The sequence below is a fragment of the Pantoea sp. X-Soil-TKNS-1280 genome (assembly GCF_059730475.1).
This window is the reverse complement of the sequence record NZ_AP035964.1, coordinates 333,651-355,648: the sequence shown is the minus strand read 5'-3', so window position 1 is coordinate 355,648 and position 21,998 is coordinate 333,651. Positions and strand designations below refer to the sequence as shown.

The window sequence follows — 21,998 nt, the reverse complement described above, 5'->3', positions numbered from 1 at the left end:
CTAACGGGTGTCCTGTAATTGTTGTCCGTTACTGGCGATAACCTGTTGATACCAGCCAAAACTGCGTTTAGGGATACGCCGCAGATCATGCAGCGACTGCTCGTCGCGATTAACATAAATGAAACCGTAGCGTTTCGCATAGCCCTGATGGGTGCTGACCACATCAATTGCCGACCACGGGAAGTAACCGATCACCTCTACGCCATCGGCGAGCGCCAGCTGGATCTGCTCAATATGCTGGCGCAGGAAATCGATACGATAACCATCATCCACCGTACCATCCGCTGCCAGGGTGTCGGGCGCACCAATGCCATTCTCCGTGATCATCACCGGCAGGTTATAGCGTTCGCAGACTTTGCGCAGGGTTAAACGCAAGCCGACGGGGTCAATGACCCAGCCATAAGGCGTTTTCGCGGTATACGGATTCTCCTCGGGCCGGTAGACGCCTGGCTCTCCCAGCATGATCTGCTGATCACCCGCGCGCGGTGCCACGTCCGAGGCATCCCCGCGACTGGCGGCAATGGTGGCGGTGGAATAGTAGTTGATGGCGACAAAATCAGGACGCGCTGCGGCCAGCAACTCACCATCTTGCGGCAGCATCTGCGGTGCCAGGCCGCGATCCTGCAAATAACGCAGGGCAAGGGCGTTGTAGCGACCATGCACCGCGACATCGAGGAAGCTCCAGCAGCGCAGGGTTTCCCAGTTATGCGCGGCAATAGCATCTTCGGGGCGGCAGGTGGCGGCATACATCGAGGTGGTGTTGATCGCCGGGCCAATTTTCGCGCCAGGCAGCAGTGTGTGGCAACGCTGCATCACCTGGGCCTGCGCCACCAGCATATGGTGGCTCTGCTGATAGAGCGATTTTTTATCCGGCAGCGCGCGCCCAGGCGGCGTGCCAATCGCGCCCGGATGCAGGATCATGGTGTTCTGTTCGTTGATGGTCAGCCAGTAACGCACTTGGTCGCCTAATTCCCGGAACAGCAAATCGGCATAACGCACAAAAGCCTCAATGGTGTGGCGATTCAGCCAGCCACCTTGCTGCTCCAGCGCCCACGGCAGGTCGAAATGGTACAGGGTGACGATAGGTTCAATGCCATGATCGCGCAGGGTGGCGATCAGCCGCCGGTAAAAATCCAGCCCGGCTGGATTGACCGCGCCATCGCCGTCGGGGATGACCCGCGACCAGGCCACCGAGAAGCGGTAGGCTTTCAGGCCGAGTTGCGCGAACCACGCCACGTCGGCTTCCATCTGCTGATAATGATCGCTGGCTACGGTGAAATCGGCTTTGCCAACCGGATGGCTCAGCATATCGACCACTGAAGGGCCTTTACCGTCGCTGTCCCAGGCCCCTTCGACCTGATAAGCCGAAGTCGAGGCTCCCCAGAGAAAACCCGCCGGGAAAGGGGAGGATTGTTGGTAAATCATGCGGCCTGCTCCCGGAGATTGAGTTCCATAATCGGCTGACCAAAATCGACCGGTGCATCCGCCGCAATAGTGATGGCAAATTCATCGCTGTTGATCACCACCACTGGCGTGATCAGGTCATAACCGGCGGCGGCAATCGCCTGCATATCGAAGCGAACCAGCTCATCACCCGCCTGCACCTCATCCCCCACCTGCAAAGATGAACTGAAATGCTGACCACCCAGCGCAACGGTATCCAGACCAATATGGACCAGCACTTCCATACCATCGTGACTCATCAGGCCAACGGCATGGCAGGAAGGAAGAAAGGTCATCACTGTGCCGCTGACTGGGGCGCGCAGGACGCCTTCCTGTGGGCGGATCGCCACGCCCTGGCCGAGCAGGCCATTGGAGAACACATCATCATTTACTTCGCTTAACGCCACCATCTCGCCACGCAGCGGGCTGACGATAGTCCCGGGCTTCAGGTTAACCGGCGCGGGTACCACTTTTGGCGTTTGATTATCCGTTTCGGGAATATCTTCAAAGCCCAGTATCCAGGTCAGGGCGAAGGTGACCACAATAGCGATGGCACAGGTAACCAGCGCATGCACGATGTTCATCGGGTTGGCACCGATAAACGCGGGCAGGGCGGCCAGGCCTGGGGAGACAAAGGCATAACGTACCAGGCCACTTAACCCGGCGTAGATACCGGCACAACCGCCGCCGATCATCGCGGCGATCAGCGGACGTTTTAATTTCAGCGTCACGCCATACAGCGAGGGCTCGGTAATACCCAATAACGCAGTGAAACCAGCAGAGGAAGCGAGCTGACGCAGGTTTTTGTTGCGGGTTTTCAGTGCGACGCAAAGGGTCGCCGCACCCTGGGCGATGTTTGACGCCAGCATGCCCGGACCGTTAATCATCTCAAAACCATTTTTGCTCAATTGCCCGGTGGCAATCGGCGTCATCGCCCAGGCGGTGCCGGTGATCACCAGGAACGGTTGCAGCCCACCCATCAGCATCGGGATCAACCAGCTGGCGTGGCGATCGATAATCACTGCGCCGGAAGCCACCACATCGTTCAGCCAGATACCGAGCGGACCGACCACCACCAGCGCCAGCGGCGCGGTCACCAGCAGGATAATCATCGGCTTAACAAAGAATTTGATAATCGACGGGGAGAAGCGTTCGGCAAAACGCTCAATCCACGACATCAGCCAGACGGTAAGGATAATCGGCAGCACCGACCCGGCATAATCCGCCAGCTGGAAGGGCAGACCAAGGAAGTCCACCGGTTTGCCGCTGGCGATCATTTTGCCGATCTCCGGGTGCAGCATCGCTCCGGCAATGGTCATCGCCAGAATCGCGTTACATTCAAATTTCAGCGCCGCGCCATACGCCAGCAGCACCGGCAGGAAGAAAAAGGCCGCATCTGAGATGATGTTAAGCAACTGCCAGGTCGGGCTGCTCTCGTTCATCACGCCGGTCAGTTTGCAGATGGCGAGCAGCGCCTTGATCATCCCGGCCCCGGTAATCGCCGGGATCACCGGGGTGAAGGTGGTGGAGATAACGCTAATAATCTGCGAAACGATACCGCTGCGCTCTTTGTCGGCCTGCGGCACCGCCTTCGCTTTGTTGCCGCTGGTGGCTTTTTCCAGTACGCGGAACACCCGCTGCACATCGTTGCCGACCACAATCTGGAACTGACCGCCGCGTTCGACGACGCTGATTACCCCCGGCAACTTCTCGATCTGCGCGCTATCCACCGCGTCTCGGTCGTTAAATTCCATACGCAGCCGGGTAGCACAATGAGTCAGAGTACGGATATTTCCGCCCCCTTTCACCAACCGTAAAATCTCTTCCGCTAACTCGTTATGACTCATAGTTTTCCCTTTCGTTAAGGCAAAAAAAAAGACCAAAACAAAAATGCACGCCGGAAAAATATCCGGAGCTGACATTTTCATTTTGGTCTTGCCTGCCGAAGCAGTAGCACGCCGCAATAAAACGTATGTGGTTGTTGCGTGGAGGAGTATCTTTACGCCCCGCAACATTGGCAATAACTAATAATAAAAACTGTGAAGCAACGCAATCATTTCCCACCGTTTACCACCCGGGCTAACGGCTGAAAGCGCACAATAACATAGGAAAATATGATGAATAAGGCTGGACAACAGGCTGCAGAGGCGATTGCCGCCGAAAATCAACGCGGGCAATCGTCGCCGGTAATAGGAAAATCGTTGGGATTAAAACGCAATGTTAAATCTGGCGGGCATACGCCGCCGCTTTTTTAAAAAGCGCGTCTGAGGGACGCACCCCGGTATAGAGATTGAATTGCTCCACTGCCTGAATGGCGAAAACTTCAGCACCACTAATCACCGTTTTCTGTTTCTCCTGCGCATAGCGAATCAGCGGGGTTTGTTCAGGTAACGCCACCACATCAAACACGATCTCAGCCGTTCCCACTTCATCGGTGGAAAAGGACAGGGTATCAGCATCAGGACCGCCGGACATGCCTACCGGCGTGGCATTGATCAGCAATGCCGGGGCCAGGCCTGCCATGGAGGGACGATATTCATACTGGTAAGCCTCAGCCAGTTCTTTGCCACTTCCTTCATCTCTGGCAATAATATATCCCTGCTTAAATCCGAGATTTTTTAATGCACAGGCAACCGCTTTTGCCATCCCGCCACTGCCTTTGAGCGCAAATGTCAGGTCGCCTGAAACCTGATATTTCTTCAGCAGGGTGGTGATGGCAATATAATCGGTATTATATCCCTTCAAATAACCCTCGGTATTCACGATGGTGTTCACCGCATTGATTACCCGGGCGGATTCATCCAGTTCGTCAATAAGTGGAATACATGCCTGCTTAAAGGGCATCGAAATTGCACAACCACGGATCCCCAGCGCTTTCACTCCGGCAATCGCCGCTGCAAGATCATGGGTGGTAAATGCTTTGTAGAGATAATCCAGATCCAGCGCATCGTACAAATAATTATGGAAGCGGGTACCGAAATTAGTTGGCCGCGCGGCAAGAGACATACAAATTTTCGTGTCTTTATTGATCATTCTGGTCATGACATTTTTCCCTTCAGTGTGATTGCCTGCGGGGAAATATTGCTTTAAAAAGGTGAAATGAAAAACTGATGTGTTTTGCTGCACAGAGTTCATCTTTTATGAGCACACAACGGCTGGAACGGCATTATCAGAAGCTACTGGAACTGTTTCCGCAGCGTGAGGCACTGACCACCCTGCAAACCCTGGCGGATGCGCTCTATTGCAGTAAACGGCATATGCGCACGCTGATCATACAGATGCAATCCCAGGGCTGGCTGACGTGGGAGGCCACCCCTGGTCGCGGGCATCTGGCAAAACTGGTGCTGCATTATTCACAGCAGCAACTGATGCTGGCGAATGCACAACGCTTGTTAGATCTCAATGATATGCGCGGCGTGCTGAAGTTATTAGGTAACGAGAAGCATCACCTCGCGACGTTGCTGCGTGGCCGACTCGGCCATCGTATTGACGATGAGCAACAAACCTTGCGTATTCCCTATTATCGTTCGATGCCGAATCTTTATCCCGGAACCGCGCTGCGACGCTCTGAAGTGCATATCATCAAACAGGTGTTTAGCGGGCTGACGCGCATTGATGAAAGCAGCGGCCAGGTGGCGAAGGATTTAGCCCATCACTGGCGCAGGCTGGATGCGTTGCACTGGCGCTTCTTCCTGCGTCCCGGGGTGCAGTTCCATGATGGCACGCCGTTAACCAGCAGAGATGTAGTGGTTTCTCTGCTACGCAGCGCCCGATTGCCGTTGTTTTCGCATTTCAGCAAGGTTGAGGCTGAGGGGAATCTCAGCGTGATCATTACCCTGAACCAGCCGGATGAATTGCTGCCGCAATTGCTGACCGATGTCGCGGCCCTGATATTACCGGCGGACCATCAGCAGCGGCAGAATTTTGCTGCACTTCCCGTTGGAACCGGCCCCTTTAAGGTTGCCGATAATAATGAGTGGCATTTAACACTGCGGGCGTTCGATGGTTATTTTGGTTTCCGCAGTTTGCTGGACGAAATAGAAATTATTACCTGCCTGGAGAACCCGGCATCAAATGCTTCCCAGGGGCCGCTGGCGTTACTGAGTTCCAGCATGAGCGATCTGGCCTATGTATCCAGCCCGCTCAGCCATGTTAGTCGCCCTTCTGCCGATGAAATTGAACTGGAAACCGGCGGGTATTTTTTGCTGTGCGACAGTCGCTCACCATTATGGAAAAACATGGTCCACCGGCGCTGGATACGCGAGCAAATCGACCCGCAGGCAATTATTCAGAATTTCGTGGCGGAAATTCGTCCGCTATGGATGGCTGCGGCCAGCATCCTGCCGGGCTGGTTGCATCATATTGAAGCCGGGGAAAGCGTCAGTCCGTGGGAGGATTCGACCCTGCCACGGCGCTTGCGACTGGCTTACCACCATCAGCACTGGGAATTCCCGATGGTGATTGCCGAATTTAAACATCGTCTGGCGGCCAGCGGCGTCAGCTTAGAGGTGACGGAATTAAGCTATGAAGCCTGGGCGGCAGGTGAAGGGGAGTTCGATTTGTGGCTGGGAACGGTGAATTTCACTGCGCCAGAAGCGTGGAATGTCGGCGCCTGGCTCACCGGGATGCCGTTATTAACCCGCTCGGTTGCCGGTGGTGACCAGGCGTTGTTCGAAAACTGGCAACAACAATGGCGCAGTGGCGCGCTGTCTTCGCAGCAACTGGCGCAAACCATCATCCAGCGCGGCTGGTTACAGCCGTTATTCCATCACTGGATGCGCCTGCAAGGGCCAGAACAAGCCAGAGGCGTTCATTTTAATAATCTGGGATGGTTCGACTTTACCTCCACCTGGATTGAACCGGAAAACCCACCATGAGAATGCTGATCTTGTCGCAGGCCGTTCATCGGGAATGCGATACACTCGAAGCTGTGCCTCCACCATTGGACGAGAAGTTATGAATGACAAAAAAATGATATCCATTGATCAATTCAACGCAGATGAACGGCTTGCGGTTGATGAAGCATTCAACGCATTGATGCAGAAGTATCGCCAGCGCACCGGAAGAGAGCCAGACGCGAAGAAAGAGAAAGAATTCACCGCCGAGGCCAGGCAGCAGATCATGTCGGTGAAGCAGGCCAAAGAGAAAGCGCTGGCGGAGAAAGCGAAGAAAAAACCGGTGCGCAAGAAAAAACCTGAATCGCTGGCCGCGAGCGAAGTCAGTGATTTCAACTGGTCAGCTTCGGTAACCAAAGGCCGCAGATAAACCGGCTTCGACAAATTTGTAGCTGCGCGATTTATCGCGCAATACATTGCGCAGCTATATTTTCCTTATCGATATTTTGGTGCAACGCACCAGCACCACGCCCCAGGCTGGGGCAGCACTTCGGGCACTAAATGAATATCAGGTACTGAACGCCTGGCATCGCTCTTGCATTTCTCTTGTATATACATGCCCGGATGACCTCCGGTTTCTAACCATAACGACAACTGAAGGAAATAGTTATGCTTTCTCGCTATGCATTGAAAAGATCGTTTAGCACCGTTTTTTGCGCAGGGATGCTGTCAGTTACGGTTCACTCTGTTTACGCCGCGGAAACGGAACAGGTGAAAATGGGGATCGAACCCTGGCTGGGTTATGGTCAGTGGCATATCGCCTCTGCCAAAAACCTGTTTGAGAAAGAAGGGTTAAAGAAAGTCGAGGTCATCAATTTCGCCGAGGATAAAGACATCAATGCCGCGCTGGCGAGTGGGCAGATTGACGTCGCCAACATCGCGACTCATACCGCGATGGGGATGATCTCGGCAGGTCTGCCGGTGAAGATTGTGCTGCTGCTCGACCAGAGCAACACCGCCGATGCGATTCTGGCAAGCTCCGGCATAACCAGCATTAAAGACCTCAAAGGTAAGCAGGTGGCCTACGAAGAGGGCACTACCAGCGACATTCTGTTGCGCAGTGCCGTGGCCTCAGCGGGCTTGTCTTTCAGCGATATCAAACCGGTGCCGATGCCAGCTGCATCAGCCGGGAGCGCCATTATCGCCGGACGGGTACCGGTGGCCGTCACCTATGAACCCTACCTCACGGTGGCAAAAAAAGGCGATCCCAGCCTGAAAATGATTTACAGCGGTTCTTCCGATCCTGGTCTGATCAGCGATGTCCTGGTGGTACGCGATGACTTTATCAAAGACCATCCGGATGCCATCAAAGCGCTGATTAAAACCTGGGGCCAGGCGCTGGATTATTACAACGCTAATCAGAGCGAAGGGCGCGCCATTATCTCCAAAGCGGTCGGCGCGACACCGGAAGACCTCGGCACCGCGTTTGATGGTGTGAAGTATTTCACCCTGAGCGACAACAAAGCGCTGTTGTCACATGACTTCACCAGCAAAACCTTCCCGCACATTCTTCAGGCCGCCACTGCGGCAGGTATCGTTACGCAGCCGGTGACGCCTGCGCAGACCATCGATGCCAGCTTTGCCGACGCGCAATAAGCGCGGTTAAAACTTCTCCGCTGGTGCTGCCAGCGGAGAAGACCTGCCACACGGAGGAATTATGAGTTCTATCGACGTTCAGCGCGTCAATCGTCAGGCCAAAAAGAAACGGCGGCGCTCGAATTTATTAACCATCGGCAAAGAGCCAACCCGAGCTCAATTTCTCATTATCTCTGTCGCCGTGTTTGCAGTGCTGTTGCTGGCATGGTGGCTGGCGACCTCGACTGGCACGATAAAACCGATATTCCTGCCGGGGATCGAGCGCGTCTGGCATCAGATGGTCACTCTGGCGCAGAACGGCACGTTACAAAGCGACATCGCCAGCAGCCTGTATCGCATGGTTATCGCCTTCGCTATTTCCTCGGTGATGGCGATAGTGATTGGGGTGCTGGCCGGTTGTTATGGGTTGTTCAAGGCGATTGTCGAACCGCTGGTTGATTTTATCCGCTATATGCCGGTGGTGGCGTTTGTGCCGCTGACCATTTTGTGGACCGGTACCGACGATATTCAGAAGTTCCTCGTCATCTGGATCGGTACCTTTTTCCAGCAGGTACTGATGATGATCGATGCCATCAAACGTGTGCCGACGGATTTTGTCGGGCTGGGCAGAACCCTTGGCCTGTCCGATCGCCGTATCCTGCTGCGCATTGTGATCCCTTCCGCGTTACCGTCGATCTGGGATGCGTTGCGTATCAGTCTCGGCTGGGCGTGGACCTGGCTGGTGCTGGCCGAACTGGTGGCGTCTACCTCCGGTCTGGGTTATCGCATTGTGGTTTCCCAGCGTTACTTCCAGACTGACACCATCATCGGTTACATCCTGCTGCTCGGTTTCCTCGGGCTTATCACCGATCAAATCATGCGCGCGGCAGAGCGTGTGTTGTTCCGTTACAACCGGAGAGGTTCCTGATGGCGACGCTGACGCTGAATAAACTGGAAAAAAGTTTTCCGATGGGCAAAACCCGCCGCCGGGTGCTGCACGGCATCGACCTGACGCTCAACGACAACGAATTTGTCTCGATTGTCGGCGCTTCGGGCTGCGGCAAAAGTACTTTGCTCTCTATCGCCGCCGGTCTGGAAGAGTTCGACAGCGGTGATGTGCTGGTGGATGGCGCACCCATTGAAGGACCGGGACTCGATCGCGGCGTGGTGTTTCAGTCCTACACGCTGCTGCCGTGGCTGACCGCGCGCGGCAACATCGAATTTGCGTTAAAAGCCGCAGGCACCCCGGCCAAAGAATGCCGCGACATCGCGCAGCAGCATCTCGAACTGGTGAAACTGGGCAACGCGGCCGACCGCTGGCCTGGTGAACTTTCCGGTGGGATGAAACAGCGCGTCGCCATTGCCCGTGCCTTGTCTTACCGTCCCAAAATCCTGCTGATGGATGAACCCTTTGGCGCGCTGGACGCTATGACGCGTCATCAGATGCAGCAGTTGCTGATCGAAATCTGGGAAAAGCACCGCCTGACGGTGATGTTTGTCACCCACGACATTGAAGAGGCGGTGTGGCTCTCCGATCGCATCGTGGTGATGGGCCAGGGCTATATCGACTCCACCTTCCCGGTGGGGCTGCCACGTCCGCGCCTCGAAGGGGTTAACCGCACCCCGGAATTTCTTGAACTCCAGCATGAAGTGCTGAATCGCATTCAACAACACGCATTAGCTCATTGAAAAAAGGAATCAATATGCCTGTTACATTTCATGACCTGACCGATGCTGATGTCTTACCCGATCATCTTTTTAAGCGCACCGAGTCTGACCTGTCGTTTTTCATCGAGAAAGTAAAACCGATCATTGAGGCGGTGAGAACCGAAGGCGACCAGGCGCTGATTCGCTTTGCCCGCGAGTTTGACGGGGTGCAGCCAGAGACCTTTTCCATCAAAGCAGAGGAGCAGGAATTTGAAGAGGCTTTCGCCCGGGTCGATGCGGATGTGATTGAATCGATTCGTTTCTCTGTGGAAAACGTGCGTGCCTTCCATGAAGCGCAAAAGCCGGAAGAAATGTGGTGGAAGGAGATGCGTCCGGGGGCATTTGCTGGCGATCGCCATGTGCCGATTGATGCGGTGGCCTGCTACGTCCCGCGCGGTAAAGGGTCATTCCCCAGCGTGCTGATCATGACCACGGTGCCGGCGGTGGTGGCGGGTGTCCCGCTGCCGATAGTGATCACCCCACCAGGACCAGACGGCAAAGTCGATGACGCAACCTTGATTGCCGCACGCCTGGTAGGCATCAAAGATGTCTACAAATGTGGCGGCGCGCAGGGGGTGGCGGCGGTGGCTTACGGTACGGCATCGGTGCCGAAATGCCTGAAAATCGTCGGCCCTGGCAGCCCATGGGTGGTAGCGGCGAAACGTCAGTTATCGGGCTTGATCGATCCGGGCATCCCGGCAGGGCCGAGCGAAAGCCTGATTCTGGCGGATGACTCGGTGAATGGAGCGCTGGCGGCGCTGGACCTGCTGATTGAGTCGGAACATGGCCCGGATTCCTCGGCCTATCTGGTGACCTCCAGCCGTCGTGTGGCGGAAGAAGCCATGGCCGCGTTACCGGGTTACTGGGACAAAATTGGCGCGCAACGGGCCGGGTTCTCGCAGAAGGTGCTGTGCGGTACCCACGGTGGCGTGGTGCTGACCAAAGATTTTGCCACAGCTATCGAGTTTGTGAACCAGTATGCCCCGGAGCACCTTGAGGTGCTGGCGCATGAACCGATGGATGTGATGATGAAGATCCGTAACGCCGGTGAAATCCTACTGGGTGAGCATTCGCCGATTGTGTTGGGCAACTTTGTTCTGGGCCCGAATGCCGTGCTGCCGACCAACAGCGCGGCTAAAACCAACGGCCCGCTTTCGGTGTTTGATTATATGAAGCGTGTTTCCATCGCCTATGTTACCAGCCGGGGTTATCAGGAACTGGCACCGAAAGCCAAACGCTTTGCCGAGTACGAAGGCTTCCCTGGACATGCGCTGGCCGTTTCCGACATCCGTCAGGCGTTGCTGAAGGGGAGCAAAAATGGATGAAGCCCGCCCACCGTTAGCGGCGGAAGCCCGCCGCCTGACGCAGCAAGGCCAGTGGGAGCAGGCGCGGGATAAACTCAGTCAGTTGATCGCCGAGGTGACCGGGGTGAACACCGCCGCGCTTGAGATCAACCGGGACCAGTACAGCCTGAACTCGCTAAACGGCCGTGTCTCGCTGGTGGATGGCCGCACGTTGTTTTTCAAATATCACCATGAGGAAGGGGAAGAACAGACCATCCAGGAATACTACCGCGCCGAGCTGTTACGTGATCACGGCTTTGAGGTCGATGTGCCCGCTTACGCCTGCGGTGAACCCGGACGACAAATCCTGTTGTATCCGCTGCGTGATGATCAGCGGCTGGCGGATGTCTGTCGCGAGATTGAGACCGCCGCAGCGTGGCAGCAGATCGAGCCGATTGTTGCGGCGCAGCGTCGTGCCGATCAGGCGATTATCACCCATACGCTGCCGACGCTGCGCATGGGCACCAGCGCAGAAGTAGAGGCCGAATCCATCCATCAGCTGTTCTGGAATCGGCTGGTCTCGCCCGGCACCGACGTCGGTCTGGGGGGGCGCGTCGCCAGCTTTTATGTCGATCAAACCTTCACCCTCGGGGAGATGCAGCTGGACTGGCCGACTCTGAGTCGGTTGCACTGGCGGGTCAATGGGGTGGCGTATCAACAAAGCCTGCGCGATCTGTTCTTAGCGGCGGGCCGCGTGCTGGCCCCTGCGGCGCTGGCCCGGCACGGCGTGGTGGTGGCACACGGTGATGCGCATAACGCCAATGTCTGGTACGAAACCCATCATCCGCAGCCGAAGCTGGTTAGTTTCGATCCGGCTTTCGCCGGGAGCAGCATTCCGGCATTGCTGGCGGAGATCAAAGCGACGTTCCACAACATTTTTGCCCATCCCTGCTGGCTGTATGAACCGGCTGATGCGGCACAGCGTTACCAGGTCAGCGTGCGGCGTGATGGCGATACGCTGGAGGTGAATCATAACTGGGAGCTGTCACCGCTTCGTGCCGCCTTCCTGCAAAGCAAAGGGGAACTCTACTGGCAACCTTTGCTGGCTGAGCTGAAGAAACAAGGCTGGCTGCCTGCCAACTGGCAACAGATTATGCGTCTGGCATTGTTCTGCTGCCCGACGCTGGTGATGAACCTGCGCGCTGGTTCCGCGAGTCATCATAATCCCACCAGCTCAGCCGTCGGTTTCTCCATTGCCATGATGCTGGGCTGCGGTGGCGATGACGACTTCAGCCAATGGCTGGATGGCCTTCTGACGGAGAACTGAGATGAAAGCAGTGCGTCTGCACGGTATCGAAGCGGTGACGGTAGAGCAGGCGACACTGCCTGATTTACCCTCCGGCTGGGCCAGGGTTGAGGTGCATTCCGCCGGGATTTGCGGCTCTGATTTGCATAACTTCAAAACCGGTAAATGGTTTGCCAGCTTACCGGTGACACCGGGTCATGAACTGTTTGGCGTGATCAGCGAAATCAACGGTGAGGCAGACCCCTTCAGGGTGGGGATGCGCGTAGTAGCGGACTCCCGCGTCTGGTGTGGCGAGTGTGCATTCTGCCTGGCAGGGGAAAATAACCTTTGTGAGTCGTTAGGTTTTGTCGGTGAAGTGTTCGATGGTGGTTTCGCTGAGGAAGCAATCCTGCCATTACAAAGCCTGCTGGCGGTGCCGGATGATGTGCCAGACGATATCGCCGTGCTGTGCGAACCTTTGGGTGTCGCCCTGCGGGTGGTTAACCAACTGAATCCGGCCGAAGGAGACAGCGTATGCGTCGCCGGGGGCGGCACCATCGGGGGACTGACGGCACTGCTGCTCAGTCGGTTGAGAAGATGTCAGGTACAGCTGCGGGAGCCAAATCCGCAGCGCTATCAGTTGATCTCCTCCGTGGTGACGCTCGACCCGCCGGGCGCATACGCACTGGCGGTCGAAGCCTCTGGCCATCCTGCGGCGCTTAATGCGCTGATTGGTGGCATCCGCTCCGGGGGACGCATTGCGCTGGTGGGTATCTTTCATCATACCGATGGCGTGGATCTCAACGCGCTGGTTGAACGCGAAATCTCACTGACCGGCTGTAGCGTCTTTCGCGATGAACAGCACGAAGCATTACAGGTTATGGCGGCACTGGCTGAGGATCTGCGCAAGCTGGTCGCCCCGCCGATTTCACTTGATGAGGTCCCTGATACCTATCTCTCGCTGCTCGCGGGAAAATCTGACTATCTCAAAACGGTGATCAAGCTATGAATGTGTTATCCACCTTTTCTCTTGCGGGAAAACGCGCGCTGGTGACCGGAGCAACGCGCGGTATCGGTTTTGCGCTTGCCAGAGCGCTGCTGCAAGCCGGGGCCAGCGTGATCATTAGCGGACGCCAGCAGAGCACCCTGACTCAGGCGGTGAGTTTATTGCGCGAGGAAAGTGACAATGTCACCGGATTGTTGCTGGATGTCACCCAAACGCCACAGATTGCGCAGGCGATCGCCGCTATCGGCAACATCGATATCCTGGTCAACAACGCCGGTACCGAGCAGGTTTGCCCATCGCTTGAAGCCAATGAAGCGCTGTGGGATACCATTGTCGGCACCAACCTGAAAGGGGCATTTTTCTGCGCTCAGGCGGTGGCAAAAGGGATGGCTGCATCTGGTACCGGTGGGGTGATTATTAATCTTTGCTCGTTAACCAGCTGTGTGGGCGTGCCGGGCGCGGCTGCTTATGGCAGCTCCAAATCCGGACTGGTGGGATTGACCCGCACCCTCAGTACCGAGTGGGCAGGGCATAACATCCGCGTGAACGGCATCGGACCCGGCTATTTCGAAACCGATATGACGCAGGTGTTTTATCAGGATGAACAATGGCGTAACGCCATGCAGCAAAAAATCCCCCTCGGACGCTTCGGGGAACTGGATGACCTTGCCGGTAGCGTGGTGTTCCTCAGTTCCGATGCCGCTCGCTACATTACCGGGCAGATTCTGTACGTTGATGGCGGGTATCTTGCGGCGATTTAACGGGAGAGCGTGCAAAGGGCATAAGGATGTTATTATTCAGGTCAGACGTTGCAGGTAGCAACGGACACAGACCTTAATCCCTGGGGATGACTTATGAACCACGAAGTACCGCTGAAATTTTATGACATCGTAGAAGAGTATGCGACGGAAACAGCCAAGCCGGTAAGCGAGTCCGAACATGATGCGCTGGCGCGCTATTTTCAGCTGCTGATCACCCGTTTAACCAATAATGAAGAAATCAGTGAAGATGCCCAACGAGAGATGGCCAGCGAAGCGGGTATCGATCCGCTGCGTATTGATGACATCGCTGAGTTTCTCAATCAATGGGGCAATGAATAATTCTCCCTGTTGAAACAGTCATGTCCGCTTCTGGCTAACGGTCCTAAGCGGACGTTGCGCCTGGACAGGCGCAACAGATAGAAATTGCCTTGCAAAAGATAACAACTGGAAATGAACTTCTGTTTTAACTCTGTGGCCGGAAATGTGATTTTAAGTCGTGTTGTCTCAAAATAAATATACGCACTCAGCTAAGGTAAAAAATGGAAAAACCATTTTTTCGCAAACATGCTCTCGAATCTTCCGGTGATGAGTGTTCTGCAACCGTGTCGCCCGCCGTTGTTTTTTTTCGACGAAATCTGTTCTCTGTGGTTATAGGCACCGTCAGCTTCATTTATTTTATCGACAGCCATCAGCCTGATTTATTTAAAGCAACGGCAAAACCGCTGCCTCAGCTCCAGCAAATTACCGTCAGCGCTTCAGCAGACGGCACAGTCGAGCAGATCCCGGTCACCCTGGGTGAGCATGTCACATTAAAAACACCCCTCGTGCTGTTCTCAAACGAAAACAGACAGGCACTGGAAGGGACCCGACTGGTCAGCGAGCAATTAAAACTGGAGCAGAGTAGCCTGTTACAGGACATTCAACATACCCAACAGCTTGCCCTTCAGCAGGCCAGCGACAACCGCTTCCAGCAAGAAATGCTTAACGGGCAACTGGAACAACTTTCAGAACAAAGCAAAATTGAGTCATCGCAAATCAGCATGGCGCAGAACCTGGTGAACAAGTGGCGACCTTTGCTGGCAAAGGGATACGTTTCTACACTGCAGTTTGCCCAGGAACAGTCGATTGTATGGGGCTATGAGAGTCAGTACCGATCTTTACTGCAACAGCAGTATGGCACCCGGCAGCAGTTAAACGTATTGAATGATCAACAGCTCCAGTTACCGCTGACGACTTCCGTTAAAATTAATGTACTGCGGCGGCAGCTGGCGCAGGTGGATGAGAGCCTCGAGCAAAATGAAAACATGCCACAGCGGGTGGTTTATACACTCTCTGCCGGTACGGTAAAATCCGTTTTTGCTAAAGCGGGTGATGCGATAACGACCGGGCAACCATTGCTGACAATCGAGCCGGATAATGTCACCGGCCAGATAACGCAGAGAAATAGCGACGTTGTGCTTCAGTATCAGAAAATAAACGACCAGTCAGGCAATACCTCAAACAGTCCTCATCACAAAGTATCAGCCCATAAAGTGTGATGTTGCATTCGGCCTGAAACTGACGAACATACAGCCATCTGGGTGTTTAAGTGGTTAAAATAAACATTGCTATATTCATTTCGCTATGTCTTAATGACGACCTCGGTTTGGAATACAGACCTTATGAAAGCAGTTTTAGTAAAGCAGTCCTCAGTTCAAGTGTTATCCAAAGATACCCTTCTTCATGAGCCTCCTCCTAAGTGCCAAATAAGTAACTCTCTCATTGCAGGCCATTACTGCCGCTTTTCGTGGCTCATAAAATTAAGGAAGTATCTATGTCTAATAAAATGACTGGTTTAGTAAAATGGTTTAACGCAGATAAAGGTTTTGGCTTTATCACTCCTGATGATGGCAGCAAAGATGTATTTGTACATTTCTCTGCTATCCAGAGTGACAGCTACAAAACACTTGATGAAGGTCAGAAAGTTTCCTTCACCATCGAAAGTGGCGCTAAAGGCCCTGCGGCCGGAAACGTCACCGCGCTGTAAGCCGCGCTAATTATCAGTGATGCTTACAACAGCGATGAAGGCAATAGTCTGAGCAGCTAAGCTCTACTGATAGTGAAATAAACCCGCCTGGTGCGGGTTTTTTATTACATAAATTTCAGATAGTTGCCCGGTTTTCCTGTCTGGATGCGGGGCGCTTAAGCGTTCTGACCCTCTGGCCAGGGATAGTGCGGTTGAGTCAGCCCAGGGTCTGAAGCTGCAGGCCTCTCACTCGCACAGTAGAAATTTATCGTCCAGACTTACCCCAAAGACGTGGTTTGTGCAGGCATTGTGCTTTACACTGCGCGCTGCAAAAACTGAGTAGATAAACAATTAAGTAGGCGGTAATGGCGATGAAAGGCACGATCACAACCTGGTTTCAGGATAAAGGTTTTGGATTTATCAAAGATGAAAACGGTGACAACCGTTACTTTCATGTGATTAAAGTCGCCAACCCTGATTTGATTAAGAAAAATGCAGCGGTGACTTTTGAACCCACCACCAATAACAAGGGCTTGTCAGCCTATGCGGTGAAAGTCGTACCGGAAAGCAAATATATTTTTATTGCCGGTGAACGCATTAAGCTCACGTCGATCAAGTCTTACCTGGTTTACAGCGAAGAAGTGCCTGCCGATACCCGCATCGATAAGGAAAATGCGTTGTTGTCTGTGGGGATTCTGATGAAAAGTATCAGACCAAAAGCAGCTGCTGAATCCGCTGAAATGCGCTCACAGAAAAAACTGGCGATCACTACTTTCCAGGGCACAACGTTAATTTTTTCGGAAGATGAGATCGACGTGGAAGCCACGGTAAAAATGCTCAAGCTGAAATAATTCTTCCCGCCCCTGTGCCGGGATCCTGCGTTATTAATCCGCGTGGTTTCGGCCTTAATATGTCGCGATATCATTATTATCGTCATCGTTTGCCTCTCATTGGGTTGTTTCGTCCGACGACCATCACCACGCCTCGCTTGCCATGTAACCAATGCGGTAATTTTCCCTGGCCATGTGCGGTGCATCGCTAAAATCGGCCTGCAATAGCTGCCAGCGGCTGATATCCCAGGCGCTAAGATGTCCGTCGAGAGGCAATAAAGAAAGGTCGCTGTGTGCGGGAATGTTCTGTTTGGTTATTGATAGCCAGCTGGCGCTTCTTATCTCATCAATACAGGGGAGATGTAGCGCCAGCCAGGTCTCAATCTGCGGCCAGCCAAAATCCTGCGTCAGCTTTTTAAAAGCAGGACTCTGTAAAAACATTGTCATCGCGTTGGCATTCTTCCAGACATAGAGCGGGGCATAGCGGTTTTCATTGCTATATCCTTCACCGCATTTGGCAACGAGCCAGGCTTTAAACAACAAACCTGGAAAGCCGTTTAACTTTGCCCCATTCTCCTCAATGCGCTTCTCAATGATGGTCATGTCGTAATTAGCGGGCAAGGTAAAACGATATTGCATCACAATCATAATCCCTCCTCAGAGAGTAATCGCCCATTACTGAAACTCCATTCATCGGCGGTATTAAATTGAATAATCACCATCACGTCATCCGGGCTAATATCCAGCGCCGTGTTGAGTTGATTGCATAATGTGCGACAGAAATTCTTCTTCTGCTCGAAAGAGCGGGGCCTGCCTGCGGTAATATGGAACTGAATAAAATTGTCGCTGCGGCCAGCGCTTTTATAGTGATGGTCAAACACACGCAGACCGGCAGCTGGCGTTTCGAAAACCTGAAAGCGATCGTGGGGAGGGACGGCAAATTCTTTCTCAAGGCTTTGTTGCAGAATGTCGGAAATTTGCACAATTTGCTCATCGCTAAAACCCGGACGCAGAGTGATACGGGTGAAAGGCATCAGTGTTTATCCTCTTCCAGGCATTCGAGGGCGGAAACCGCCGCAGGCCAGCCCGCGTAAAATGCCAGGTGCGTGAAAGTTTCAACAAGCTCTTCACGGTTCAGGCCATTTTGTTGCGCGAAGCGGATATGCCATGGCAACTGCTGGATACGGCCAAGAGCCGTCAGGGCTGCAAGCGTAATTAAGCTACGTTCGCGCGGGGAAAGGGTTTCACGTTGCCAGATATCATTGAAAAGTAAATCCTGACTCAGTTCGGCCAACTTCGGCGCAACACGGGCCAGGGTTTCGCGATCAAGGGACTTCGTCATAGTTGTTACTCCGTATTGACAGTGAAGCCATTCTGGCGCGATATTCTGATCCTGAAAATTGAATTAATTAAGACTTACTATCCCGAATTTCAGGATGATGATGACTAAACTTCCTTTGACGCTCGACCTGGATGCACTGCGCAGTTTCGTGACCGGCATCGAGTGCGGCAGCTTTGCGCAGGCGGCGCATCGCCTCTGCCGTTCAACGTCGGCTGTAAGCGCACAGCTAAAAAAACTGGAACAGCAGTGCGGTGCCGATCTGGTGGTCAGGAATGGTCGCCATCTGGCGTTGACCCATAATGGCGAGATAATTATGGGGTATGCCCGTCGGTTGTTAGCGCTAAATGATGAAGCGCTGCTAGCCCTGAATGGCAAGCTGATGCAGGGTGAAATACGTATTGGTATGCAGGAAGATTTTGGCGAGTCGCTTATGCCGGGCATCCTTGGTGAGTTCAAACGCCACCATCCGGGGATGCGTATTATTGCCCGCGTCGATCGCAACCGGGGATTGCTGAATGCGATCAAGGATAACGCGCTGGATATGGCGCTGTTATGGCAACCGGAGAATGCGCAGCGTGGAGGCAAATTGATCGGTCAGTGCCCGCTGGAATGGATAACGCATCCAAAACTGGATATCAGTACGCTGCTGGCGCAGGGCATGCCATTACCGCTGGTGATGCTTGAAAGCCCGTGCCTGATGCGTTCCCGTGCCATCGAATGTCTGGACCGGGCGAACATCGCCTGGCAAGTGGTATTTGTCAGCCAAAGCCTGAGCGGCATATGGGCGGCGTTGCAGGCAGGGCTGGGTATCACCGTGCGAACACGTATCGGCATGCCCGGTAACTTGCGCGTTGCCGGGAGTATTTTGCCCTCGCCGGGAAATCTTGGTATTACGCTGGAGCAGGGGCTGGGAAATGAAGCCATTCATGGAGCGCAGGTGATGCTGGGGCAACTCATGGAAGAAGCGCTGCTAAGTGTGATGTGAGTATGATTTCTTTCCAGCCACTATCCTGCTTTCGCTTTTCATGGTCGCAGGCGGACCGAAAGTTTCTTCGGTCTGGCTGCTGAGTGCCAGGAGCGGGCGTCCATCTGACCAGGTACTCAAACATACCTGGTCAGATATCACTGGTAACCTGTGGTTATTTCGACAGCCAAATACTCAGATTTTATGCCCAGGCGTCTGATATTTCAGATGAACGGGCCACAATAGCGTGTTGAGGTAGGATTTTTTCGAGTAAAAACAAGTTGGTGTCATGGTCCGGATCGGCACAGCAATCACTCGCAACCACCAGACGGTAATCCAGATCAAAAGCTTGCCCGACTGTAGAAAGCACCACGCCACTGGTAGTGACACCAGCAAGGATCAAGGTTTCGATGCCTTGCGCGCGCAGAATCATCTCGAGATCGGTAAATGAAAAAGCACCAATTCGGCGTTTAATGATGACGACCTCATTTTCTGCCGGTGCAACAGCAGTGTGAATGGCCGCGCCCTCGCTGCCGGTTATGAAAATTCCGTTGTTTTTGATCGCCGAGAAAATCGTGTTGTTTTGGCTGACCTCAGGATAGCCCTTACGAAATCCAACACTGATGTAGATGACGGGTACGCCAACGGCGCGTGCAGAGGCTATCAGCGATGCAGTATTACGAATAACGTCACCAGCGCGATCTTGCGGGAGAAAGTGATTAAGAATAACCGCCTGAAAGTCCATTACCAGCAATGCGCTGTTTTTATGGATATTATTGAGTTGAGTTGTCATGAGATCTCCGCAATTTACAGGTGAAAGATAGAGCAGTCAGTCAGTGTGGAACTGACTGGCGATGTATTTTGAGATTCCAGGCCGCGCCCAGCAGCAGGATGCAGCTGGTTGCCAGAAACACAGCTCGCATTCCTATATGACCGCCGACAACCCCCCCGATCAGCGGCCCGATGAACTGGCCTGCGAACTGCGCGGCAACCGAATAGCCGAGGATGCTGCCTACCATTCCTTCTGGTACGCGATGACGTATCACCGCCGCAATACAGGGCAGTAACCCACCCAGCGCCAGCCCCATAAGGAAGCGCAGAGCAATCAACTGCCAGCCTGATGAGACAAATGCTTGTGGGATCAGCAACAAACCAGCCGCAGCCAGTGCCAGCGTGATAATGAACATATGTCCTTTTCTGTCTGCCAGTTTCCCAAGCCAGGAGGCGGAAATAATGCTTCCCAGGGCCGCTGCAGCCATCACATATCCCGCTACTTTTGTTACCTGAGAGGCATCGCTGACTAAGGTGCGTACATAGACTGTGATAATGGGTTCTATTGACATATTGGCCAGCATCAGTAACAGGCCCGTGCAAAGCATGCAGATAATCACTGAGCGGGCAGGTAGTACCGACCAGCTAACTCGTTTTTTTGCTGCAGTATCCACGGGCTTTGGCACCTCTTCGCGGATGAGAGAGAGGGTCATGATAAAAGCCAGAAATATCAGTGCACCGGCGCAAAGAAACGTGGAGCGGATACCAATCAGACCCGGCAGCCATCCCCCGGCAAGTGGGCCCGCAAGATTACCAGCCATTACGCCGGATGAAACGATCCCCAGCGCCCACGCGGCACGTTTTCTGGGAGCCTGGACTGCGATGAGAATGGTCGCTCCGGATGAATAGCCTCCGGCCAGACCAACTAGCAACCTCAGTCCGACGAGTTGCCAGATATTTGTCACCACCCCCATAAGTGAAACAGTAATCGCCATCCCCAGGCTGGCTCTGACGAGCATCGACTTGCGTCCAAACTTGTCACCCAGTCGCCCCCAGACGGGCGCGATCAACCCGGCAGTAATAAAAGTTGCGCTGAATGCCACGCCAGACCACTGGACAACAGCTGCGTGTCCGCGAACACCAAGCTCTTCGACATACAAGGGCAAAAACGGCAGCATCAGGGTCATAGCAAAGACGGTTGAGAACGAGCCAATACAGCAAACGATCAGGTTTCGCAGCCAAAACCTGTTATAAATTTGGGTCATATAAGCACTCTTTTTTGGTATACCAAATTGGGATACAATATCGATCGTGCAATTTACTGTCAATCCAGGAGAACATTGTCGTCATGAGCCAGGCATCAGAAGTTGAAAACCAATTAAGAAAACTGATACTCAACATGGAGCTGGGCCCGGGAGAAAGACTTACGGAGCGCTGGGCTGAAGCGACGTTTAACGCGTCACGAACGCCTGTACGTGCTGCATTACAAAAGCTGGAGTCTGAGGGGCTGGTATGCCGTGAGGGAATACGCTGGACGGTGGCACCGATCGATGTCAGTGAAGTTGAACAATTGTGTATATATCGGGAAGTGCTCGAAGTGGCCGCGTTAAAACTTTCAGCCAGCCGGATCACAGAAGAACAACTTAATGGTCTGGAAGCCCTGTTCAAAGTGGAGGCTCGTGATCCCTCTGAAGAGGCGATGCATGATGCCGGAACACAATTCCATCTCCAGTTGGCCCGCCTTTGTCAGAATGCATTTATTATCGAGGGGATAAGTGATGCCCTGCGCCGCCTCTCACGGGCACGATGGCTCGACAACGCGCCATCCAACCCCGCCTGGGATGAGCATCATGAAATAATCGCTGCGCTTCGGTCGCAGGACATTGAAACAGCGGCGGAATTACTATCCGGGCATCTACGCGAAAGCCGCTTCCGCCTGCTGGAGGTCATCAATTCAAGCAGACGTAGCCTGAGAGCACGGGGAATTGTTATATCCTGAACATTTGGTGAACTGTAGAAAGTAATGAAAAAGATCCGCTTCTCGCTCATAGCTGCCCTACCTAACTTCTTGATGGGCAGCTTCGTGCCAGATACGGACATGATGGATCCTCCCCTTTAGATTTATCACAGG

22 protein-coding genes and 1 pseudogene are annotated in these 21,998 nt (G+C 53.8%); 15 read left to right on the top strand and 8 right to left on the bottom strand.

Features of this window, described 5'->3' with window-relative positions:
• From AC6I8X_RS24905 to AC6I8X_RS24895, 3 genes are all read right to left on the bottom strand, one after another.
• Complete coding sequence (locus AC6I8X_RS24905; RefSeq protein ID WP_497841510.1) at positions 1-1,425, bottom strand: glycoside hydrolase family 1 protein; 1,425 nt, start codon at positions 1,423-1,425, stop codon at positions 1-3.
• Positions 1,422-3,290, bottom strand: coding sequence for a beta-glucoside-specific PTS transporter subunit IIABC (locus AC6I8X_RS24900; RefSeq protein ID WP_497841509.1), 1,869 nt, complete (start codon positions 3,288-3,290; stop codon positions 1,422-1,424). The genes AC6I8X_RS24905 and AC6I8X_RS24900 overlap by 4 nt, the downstream gene beginning before the upstream one ends.
• Before the next feature lie 373 nt (positions 3,291-3,663).
• The gene (locus tag AC6I8X_RS24895) at positions 3,664-4,485 is read right to left on the bottom strand and encodes a shikimate 5-dehydrogenase (protein WP_313684362.1); all 822 of its coding nucleotides are present in this window, start codon (positions 4,483-4,485) and stop codon (positions 3,664-3,666) included.
• Positions 4,486-4,583: 98 nt separating this feature from the next.
• Here AC6I8X_RS24895 and sgrR point away from each other — a divergent pair, with 98 nt between their 5' ends.
• The 13 genes from sgrR (at position 4,584) to AC6I8X_RS24830 (ending at position 16,811) form a co-directional block, all read left to right on the top strand.
• Positions 4,584-6,320, top strand: a complete 1,737-nt coding sequence (gene sgrR / locus AC6I8X_RS24890; protein WP_497841508.1) for an HTH-type transcriptional regulator SgrR — start codon at positions 4,584-4,586, stop codon at positions 6,318-6,320.
• 79 nt (positions 6,321-6,399) lie between these two features.
• Entirely contained in the window at positions 6,400-6,708 is a 309-nt protein-coding gene (locus tag AC6I8X_RS24885) for a hypothetical protein (protein WP_084879520.1), read from the top strand.
• Between the two features lie 239 nt (positions 6,709-6,947).
• The gene (locus AC6I8X_RS24880; RefSeq protein WP_299453354.1) at positions 6,948-7,934 is read left to right on the top strand and encodes an ABC transporter substrate-binding protein; all 987 of its coding nucleotides are present in this window, start codon (positions 6,948-6,950) and stop codon (positions 7,932-7,934) included.
• 61 nt (positions 7,935-7,995) lie between these two features.
• Complete coding sequence (locus AC6I8X_RS24875) at positions 7,996-8,841, top strand: ABC transporter permease (RefSeq protein WP_084879522.1); 846 nt, start codon at positions 7,996-7,998, stop codon at positions 8,839-8,841.
• Positions 8,841-9,602, top strand: a complete 762-nt coding sequence (locus AC6I8X_RS24870; RefSeq protein WP_084879523.1) for an ABC transporter ATP-binding protein — start codon at positions 8,841-8,843, stop codon at positions 9,600-9,602. Before AC6I8X_RS24875 ends, AC6I8X_RS24870 begins: the two co-directional genes overlap by 1 nt.
• Before the next feature lie 14 nt (positions 9,603-9,616).
• A complete protein-coding gene (gene hisD / locus AC6I8X_RS24865) occupies positions 9,617-10,945 on the top strand; it encodes a histidinol dehydrogenase (protein WP_313684354.1) in 1,329 nt (442 codons plus the stop codon).
• On the top strand, positions 10,938-12,230 hold the full coding sequence (locus AC6I8X_RS24860) for a hypothetical protein (RefSeq protein WP_497841507.1): 1,293 nt from the start codon (positions 10,938-10,940) through the stop codon (positions 12,228-12,230). The genes hisD and AC6I8X_RS24860 overlap by 8 nt, the downstream gene beginning before the upstream one ends.
• A 1-nt stretch (position 12,231) precedes the next feature.
• Complete coding sequence (locus AC6I8X_RS24855; RefSeq protein ID WP_497841506.1) at positions 12,232-13,197, top strand: zinc-dependent alcohol dehydrogenase; 966 nt, start codon at positions 12,232-12,234, stop codon at positions 13,195-13,197.
• Positions 13,194-13,955: an SDR family NAD(P)-dependent oxidoreductase gene (locus AC6I8X_RS24850; RefSeq protein WP_497841505.1), complete on the top strand. Its 762-nt coding sequence runs from the start codon at positions 13,194-13,196 to the stop codon at positions 13,953-13,955. The genes AC6I8X_RS24855 and AC6I8X_RS24850 overlap by 4 nt, the downstream gene beginning before the upstream one ends.
• Positions 13,956-14,048: 93 nt before the next feature.
• Positions 14,049-14,294 carry a YmjA family protein gene (locus AC6I8X_RS24845; RefSeq protein ID WP_299453370.1) on the top strand — a complete coding sequence of 82 codons (246 nt, stop codon included), beginning with the start codon at positions 14,049-14,051 and terminating at the stop codon, positions 14,292-14,294.
• Between the two features lie 200 nt (positions 14,295-14,494).
• Positions 14,495-15,493, top strand: coding sequence for an HlyD family secretion protein (locus AC6I8X_RS24840; RefSeq protein ID WP_497841504.1), 999 nt, complete (start codon positions 14,495-14,497; stop codon positions 15,491-15,493).
• 275 nt (positions 15,494-15,768) lie between these two features.
• Positions 15,769-15,981 carry a transcription antiterminator/RNA stability regulator CspE gene (gene cspE / locus AC6I8X_RS24835; protein WP_313685735.1) on the top strand — a complete coding sequence of 71 codons (213 nt, stop codon included), beginning with the start codon at positions 15,769-15,771 and terminating at the stop codon, positions 15,979-15,981.
• A 344-nt stretch (positions 15,982-16,325) separates the two neighbouring features.
• The gene (locus AC6I8X_RS24830; protein ID WP_313685737.1) at positions 16,326-16,811 is read left to right on the top strand and encodes a cold-shock protein; all 486 of its coding nucleotides are present in this window, start codon (positions 16,326-16,328) and stop codon (positions 16,809-16,811) included.
• A gap of 123 nt (positions 16,812-16,934) precedes the next feature.
• On the opposite strand, the gene AC6I8X_RS24825 is transcribed toward AC6I8X_RS24830, so the two are convergent.
• Genes AC6I8X_RS24825 through AC6I8X_RS24815 form a run of 3 tightly spaced genes read right to left on the bottom strand, consistent with a single transcriptional unit; the run spans position 16,935 to position 18,132 of the window.
• On the bottom strand, positions 16,935-17,438 hold the full coding sequence (locus tag AC6I8X_RS24825) for a DUF4865 family protein (protein WP_497841503.1): 504 nt from the start codon (positions 17,436-17,438) through the stop codon (positions 16,935-16,937).
• Entirely contained in the window at positions 17,435-17,824 is a 390-nt protein-coding gene (locus AC6I8X_RS24820; protein ID WP_497841502.1) for a tautomerase family protein, read from the bottom strand. The genes AC6I8X_RS24825 and AC6I8X_RS24820 overlap by 4 nt, the downstream gene beginning before the upstream one ends.
• A complete protein-coding gene (locus tag AC6I8X_RS24815; RefSeq protein WP_313685743.1) occupies positions 17,824-18,132 on the bottom strand; it encodes a carboxymuconolactone decarboxylase family protein in 309 nt (102 codons plus the stop codon). The genes AC6I8X_RS24820 and AC6I8X_RS24815 overlap by 1 nt, the downstream gene beginning before the upstream one ends.
• Before the next feature lie 100 nt (positions 18,133-18,232).
• Between AC6I8X_RS24815 and AC6I8X_RS24810 the strand changes: the two genes are divergently transcribed.
• A complete protein-coding gene (locus tag AC6I8X_RS24810; RefSeq protein ID WP_497841693.1) occupies positions 18,233-19,117 on the top strand; it encodes a LysR substrate-binding domain-containing protein in 885 nt (294 codons plus the stop codon).
• A 174-nt stretch (positions 19,118-19,291) separates the two neighbouring features.
• Here the strand turns inward: AC6I8X_RS24810 and AC6I8X_RS24805 are convergent.
• Together AC6I8X_RS24805 and AC6I8X_RS24800 are read right to left on the bottom strand one after the other, a co-directional pair.
• Positions 19,292-19,889, bottom strand: a pseudogene (locus AC6I8X_RS24805) (cysteine hydrolase family protein).
• Positions 19,890-19,929: 40 nt separating this feature from the next.
• A complete protein-coding gene (locus AC6I8X_RS24800) occupies positions 19,930-21,132 on the bottom strand; it encodes an MFS transporter (protein ID WP_497841501.1) in 1,203 nt (400 codons plus the stop codon).
• Between the two features lie 83 nt (positions 21,133-21,215).
• Here AC6I8X_RS24800 and AC6I8X_RS24795 point away from each other — a divergent pair, with 83 nt between their 5' ends.
• Positions 21,216-21,866, top strand: a complete 651-nt coding sequence (locus AC6I8X_RS24795) for a GntR family transcriptional regulator (protein WP_497841500.1) — start codon at positions 21,216-21,218, stop codon at positions 21,864-21,866.
• Positions 21,867-21,998 lie beyond the last annotated feature (132 nt).

Coding starts and splice junctions, on each gene's coding strand:
- AC6I8X_RS24845 (WP_299453370.1), top strand. CDS start 14,049: ATGAACCACGAAGTACCGCTGAAATTTTATGACATCGTAGAAGAGTAT.
- AC6I8X_RS24810 (WP_497841693.1), top strand. CDS start 18,233: ATGACTAAACTTCCTTTGACGCTCGACCTGGATGCACTGCGCAGTTTC.
- AC6I8X_RS24825 (WP_497841503.1), bottom strand. CDS start 17,438: ATGATTGTGATGCAATATCGTTTTACCTTGCCCGCTAATTACGACATG.
- AC6I8X_RS24895 (WP_313684362.1), bottom strand. CDS start 4,485: ATGACCAGAATGATCAATAAAGACACGAAAATTTGTATGTCTCTTGCC.
- AC6I8X_RS24820 (WP_497841502.1), bottom strand. CDS start 17,824: ATGCCTTTCACCCGTATCACTCTGCGTCCGGGTTTTAGCGATGAGCAA.
- AC6I8X_RS24860 (WP_497841507.1), top strand. CDS start 10,938: ATGGATGAAGCCCGCCCACCGTTAGCGGCGGAAGCCCGCCGCCTGACG.
- AC6I8X_RS24875 (WP_084879522.1), top strand. CDS start 7,996: ATGAGTTCTATCGACGTTCAGCGCGTCAATCGTCAGGCCAAAAAGAAA.
- AC6I8X_RS24855 (WP_497841506.1), top strand. CDS start 12,232: ATGAAAGCAGTGCGTCTGCACGGTATCGAAGCGGTGACGGTAGAGCAG.
- AC6I8X_RS24815 (WP_313685743.1), bottom strand. CDS start 18,132: ATGACGAAGTCCCTTGATCGCGAAACCCTGGCCCGTGTTGCGCCGAAG.
- AC6I8X_RS24885 (WP_084879520.1), top strand. CDS start 6,400: ATGAATGACAAAAAAATGATATCCATTGATCAATTCAACGCAGATGAA.
- AC6I8X_RS24800 (WP_497841501.1), bottom strand. CDS start 21,132: ATGACCCAAATTTATAACAGGTTTTGGCTGCGAAACCTGATCGTTTGC.
- AC6I8X_RS24905 (WP_497841510.1), bottom strand. CDS start 1,425: ATGATTTACCAACAATCCTCCCCTTTCCCGGCGGGTTTTCTCTGGGGA.
- hisD (WP_313684354.1), top strand. CDS start 9,617: ATGCCTGTTACATTTCATGACCTGACCGATGCTGATGTCTTACCCGAT.
- AC6I8X_RS24850 (WP_497841505.1), top strand. CDS start 13,194: ATGAATGTGTTATCCACCTTTTCTCTTGCGGGAAAACGCGCGCTGGTG.
- sgrR (WP_497841508.1), top strand. CDS start 4,584: ATGAGCACACAACGGCTGGAACGGCATTATCAGAAGCTACTGGAACTG.
- cspE (WP_313685735.1), top strand. CDS start 15,769: ATGTCTAATAAAATGACTGGTTTAGTAAAATGGTTTAACGCAGATAAA.
- AC6I8X_RS24880 (WP_299453354.1), top strand. CDS start 6,948: ATGCTTTCTCGCTATGCATTGAAAAGATCGTTTAGCACCGTTTTTTGC.
- AC6I8X_RS24795 (WP_497841500.1), top strand. CDS start 21,216: ATGAGCCAGGCATCAGAAGTTGAAAACCAATTAAGAAAACTGATACTC.
- AC6I8X_RS24830 (WP_313685737.1), top strand. CDS start 16,326: ATGGCGATGAAAGGCACGATCACAACCTGGTTTCAGGATAAAGGTTTT.
- AC6I8X_RS24840 (WP_497841504.1), top strand. CDS start 14,495: ATGGAAAAACCATTTTTTCGCAAACATGCTCTCGAATCTTCCGGTGAT.
- AC6I8X_RS24870 (WP_084879523.1), top strand. CDS start 8,841: ATGGCGACGCTGACGCTGAATAAACTGGAAAAAAGTTTTCCGATGGGC.
- AC6I8X_RS24900 (WP_497841509.1), bottom strand. CDS start 3,290: ATGAGTCATAACGAGTTAGCGGAAGAGATTTTACGGTTGGTGAAAGGG.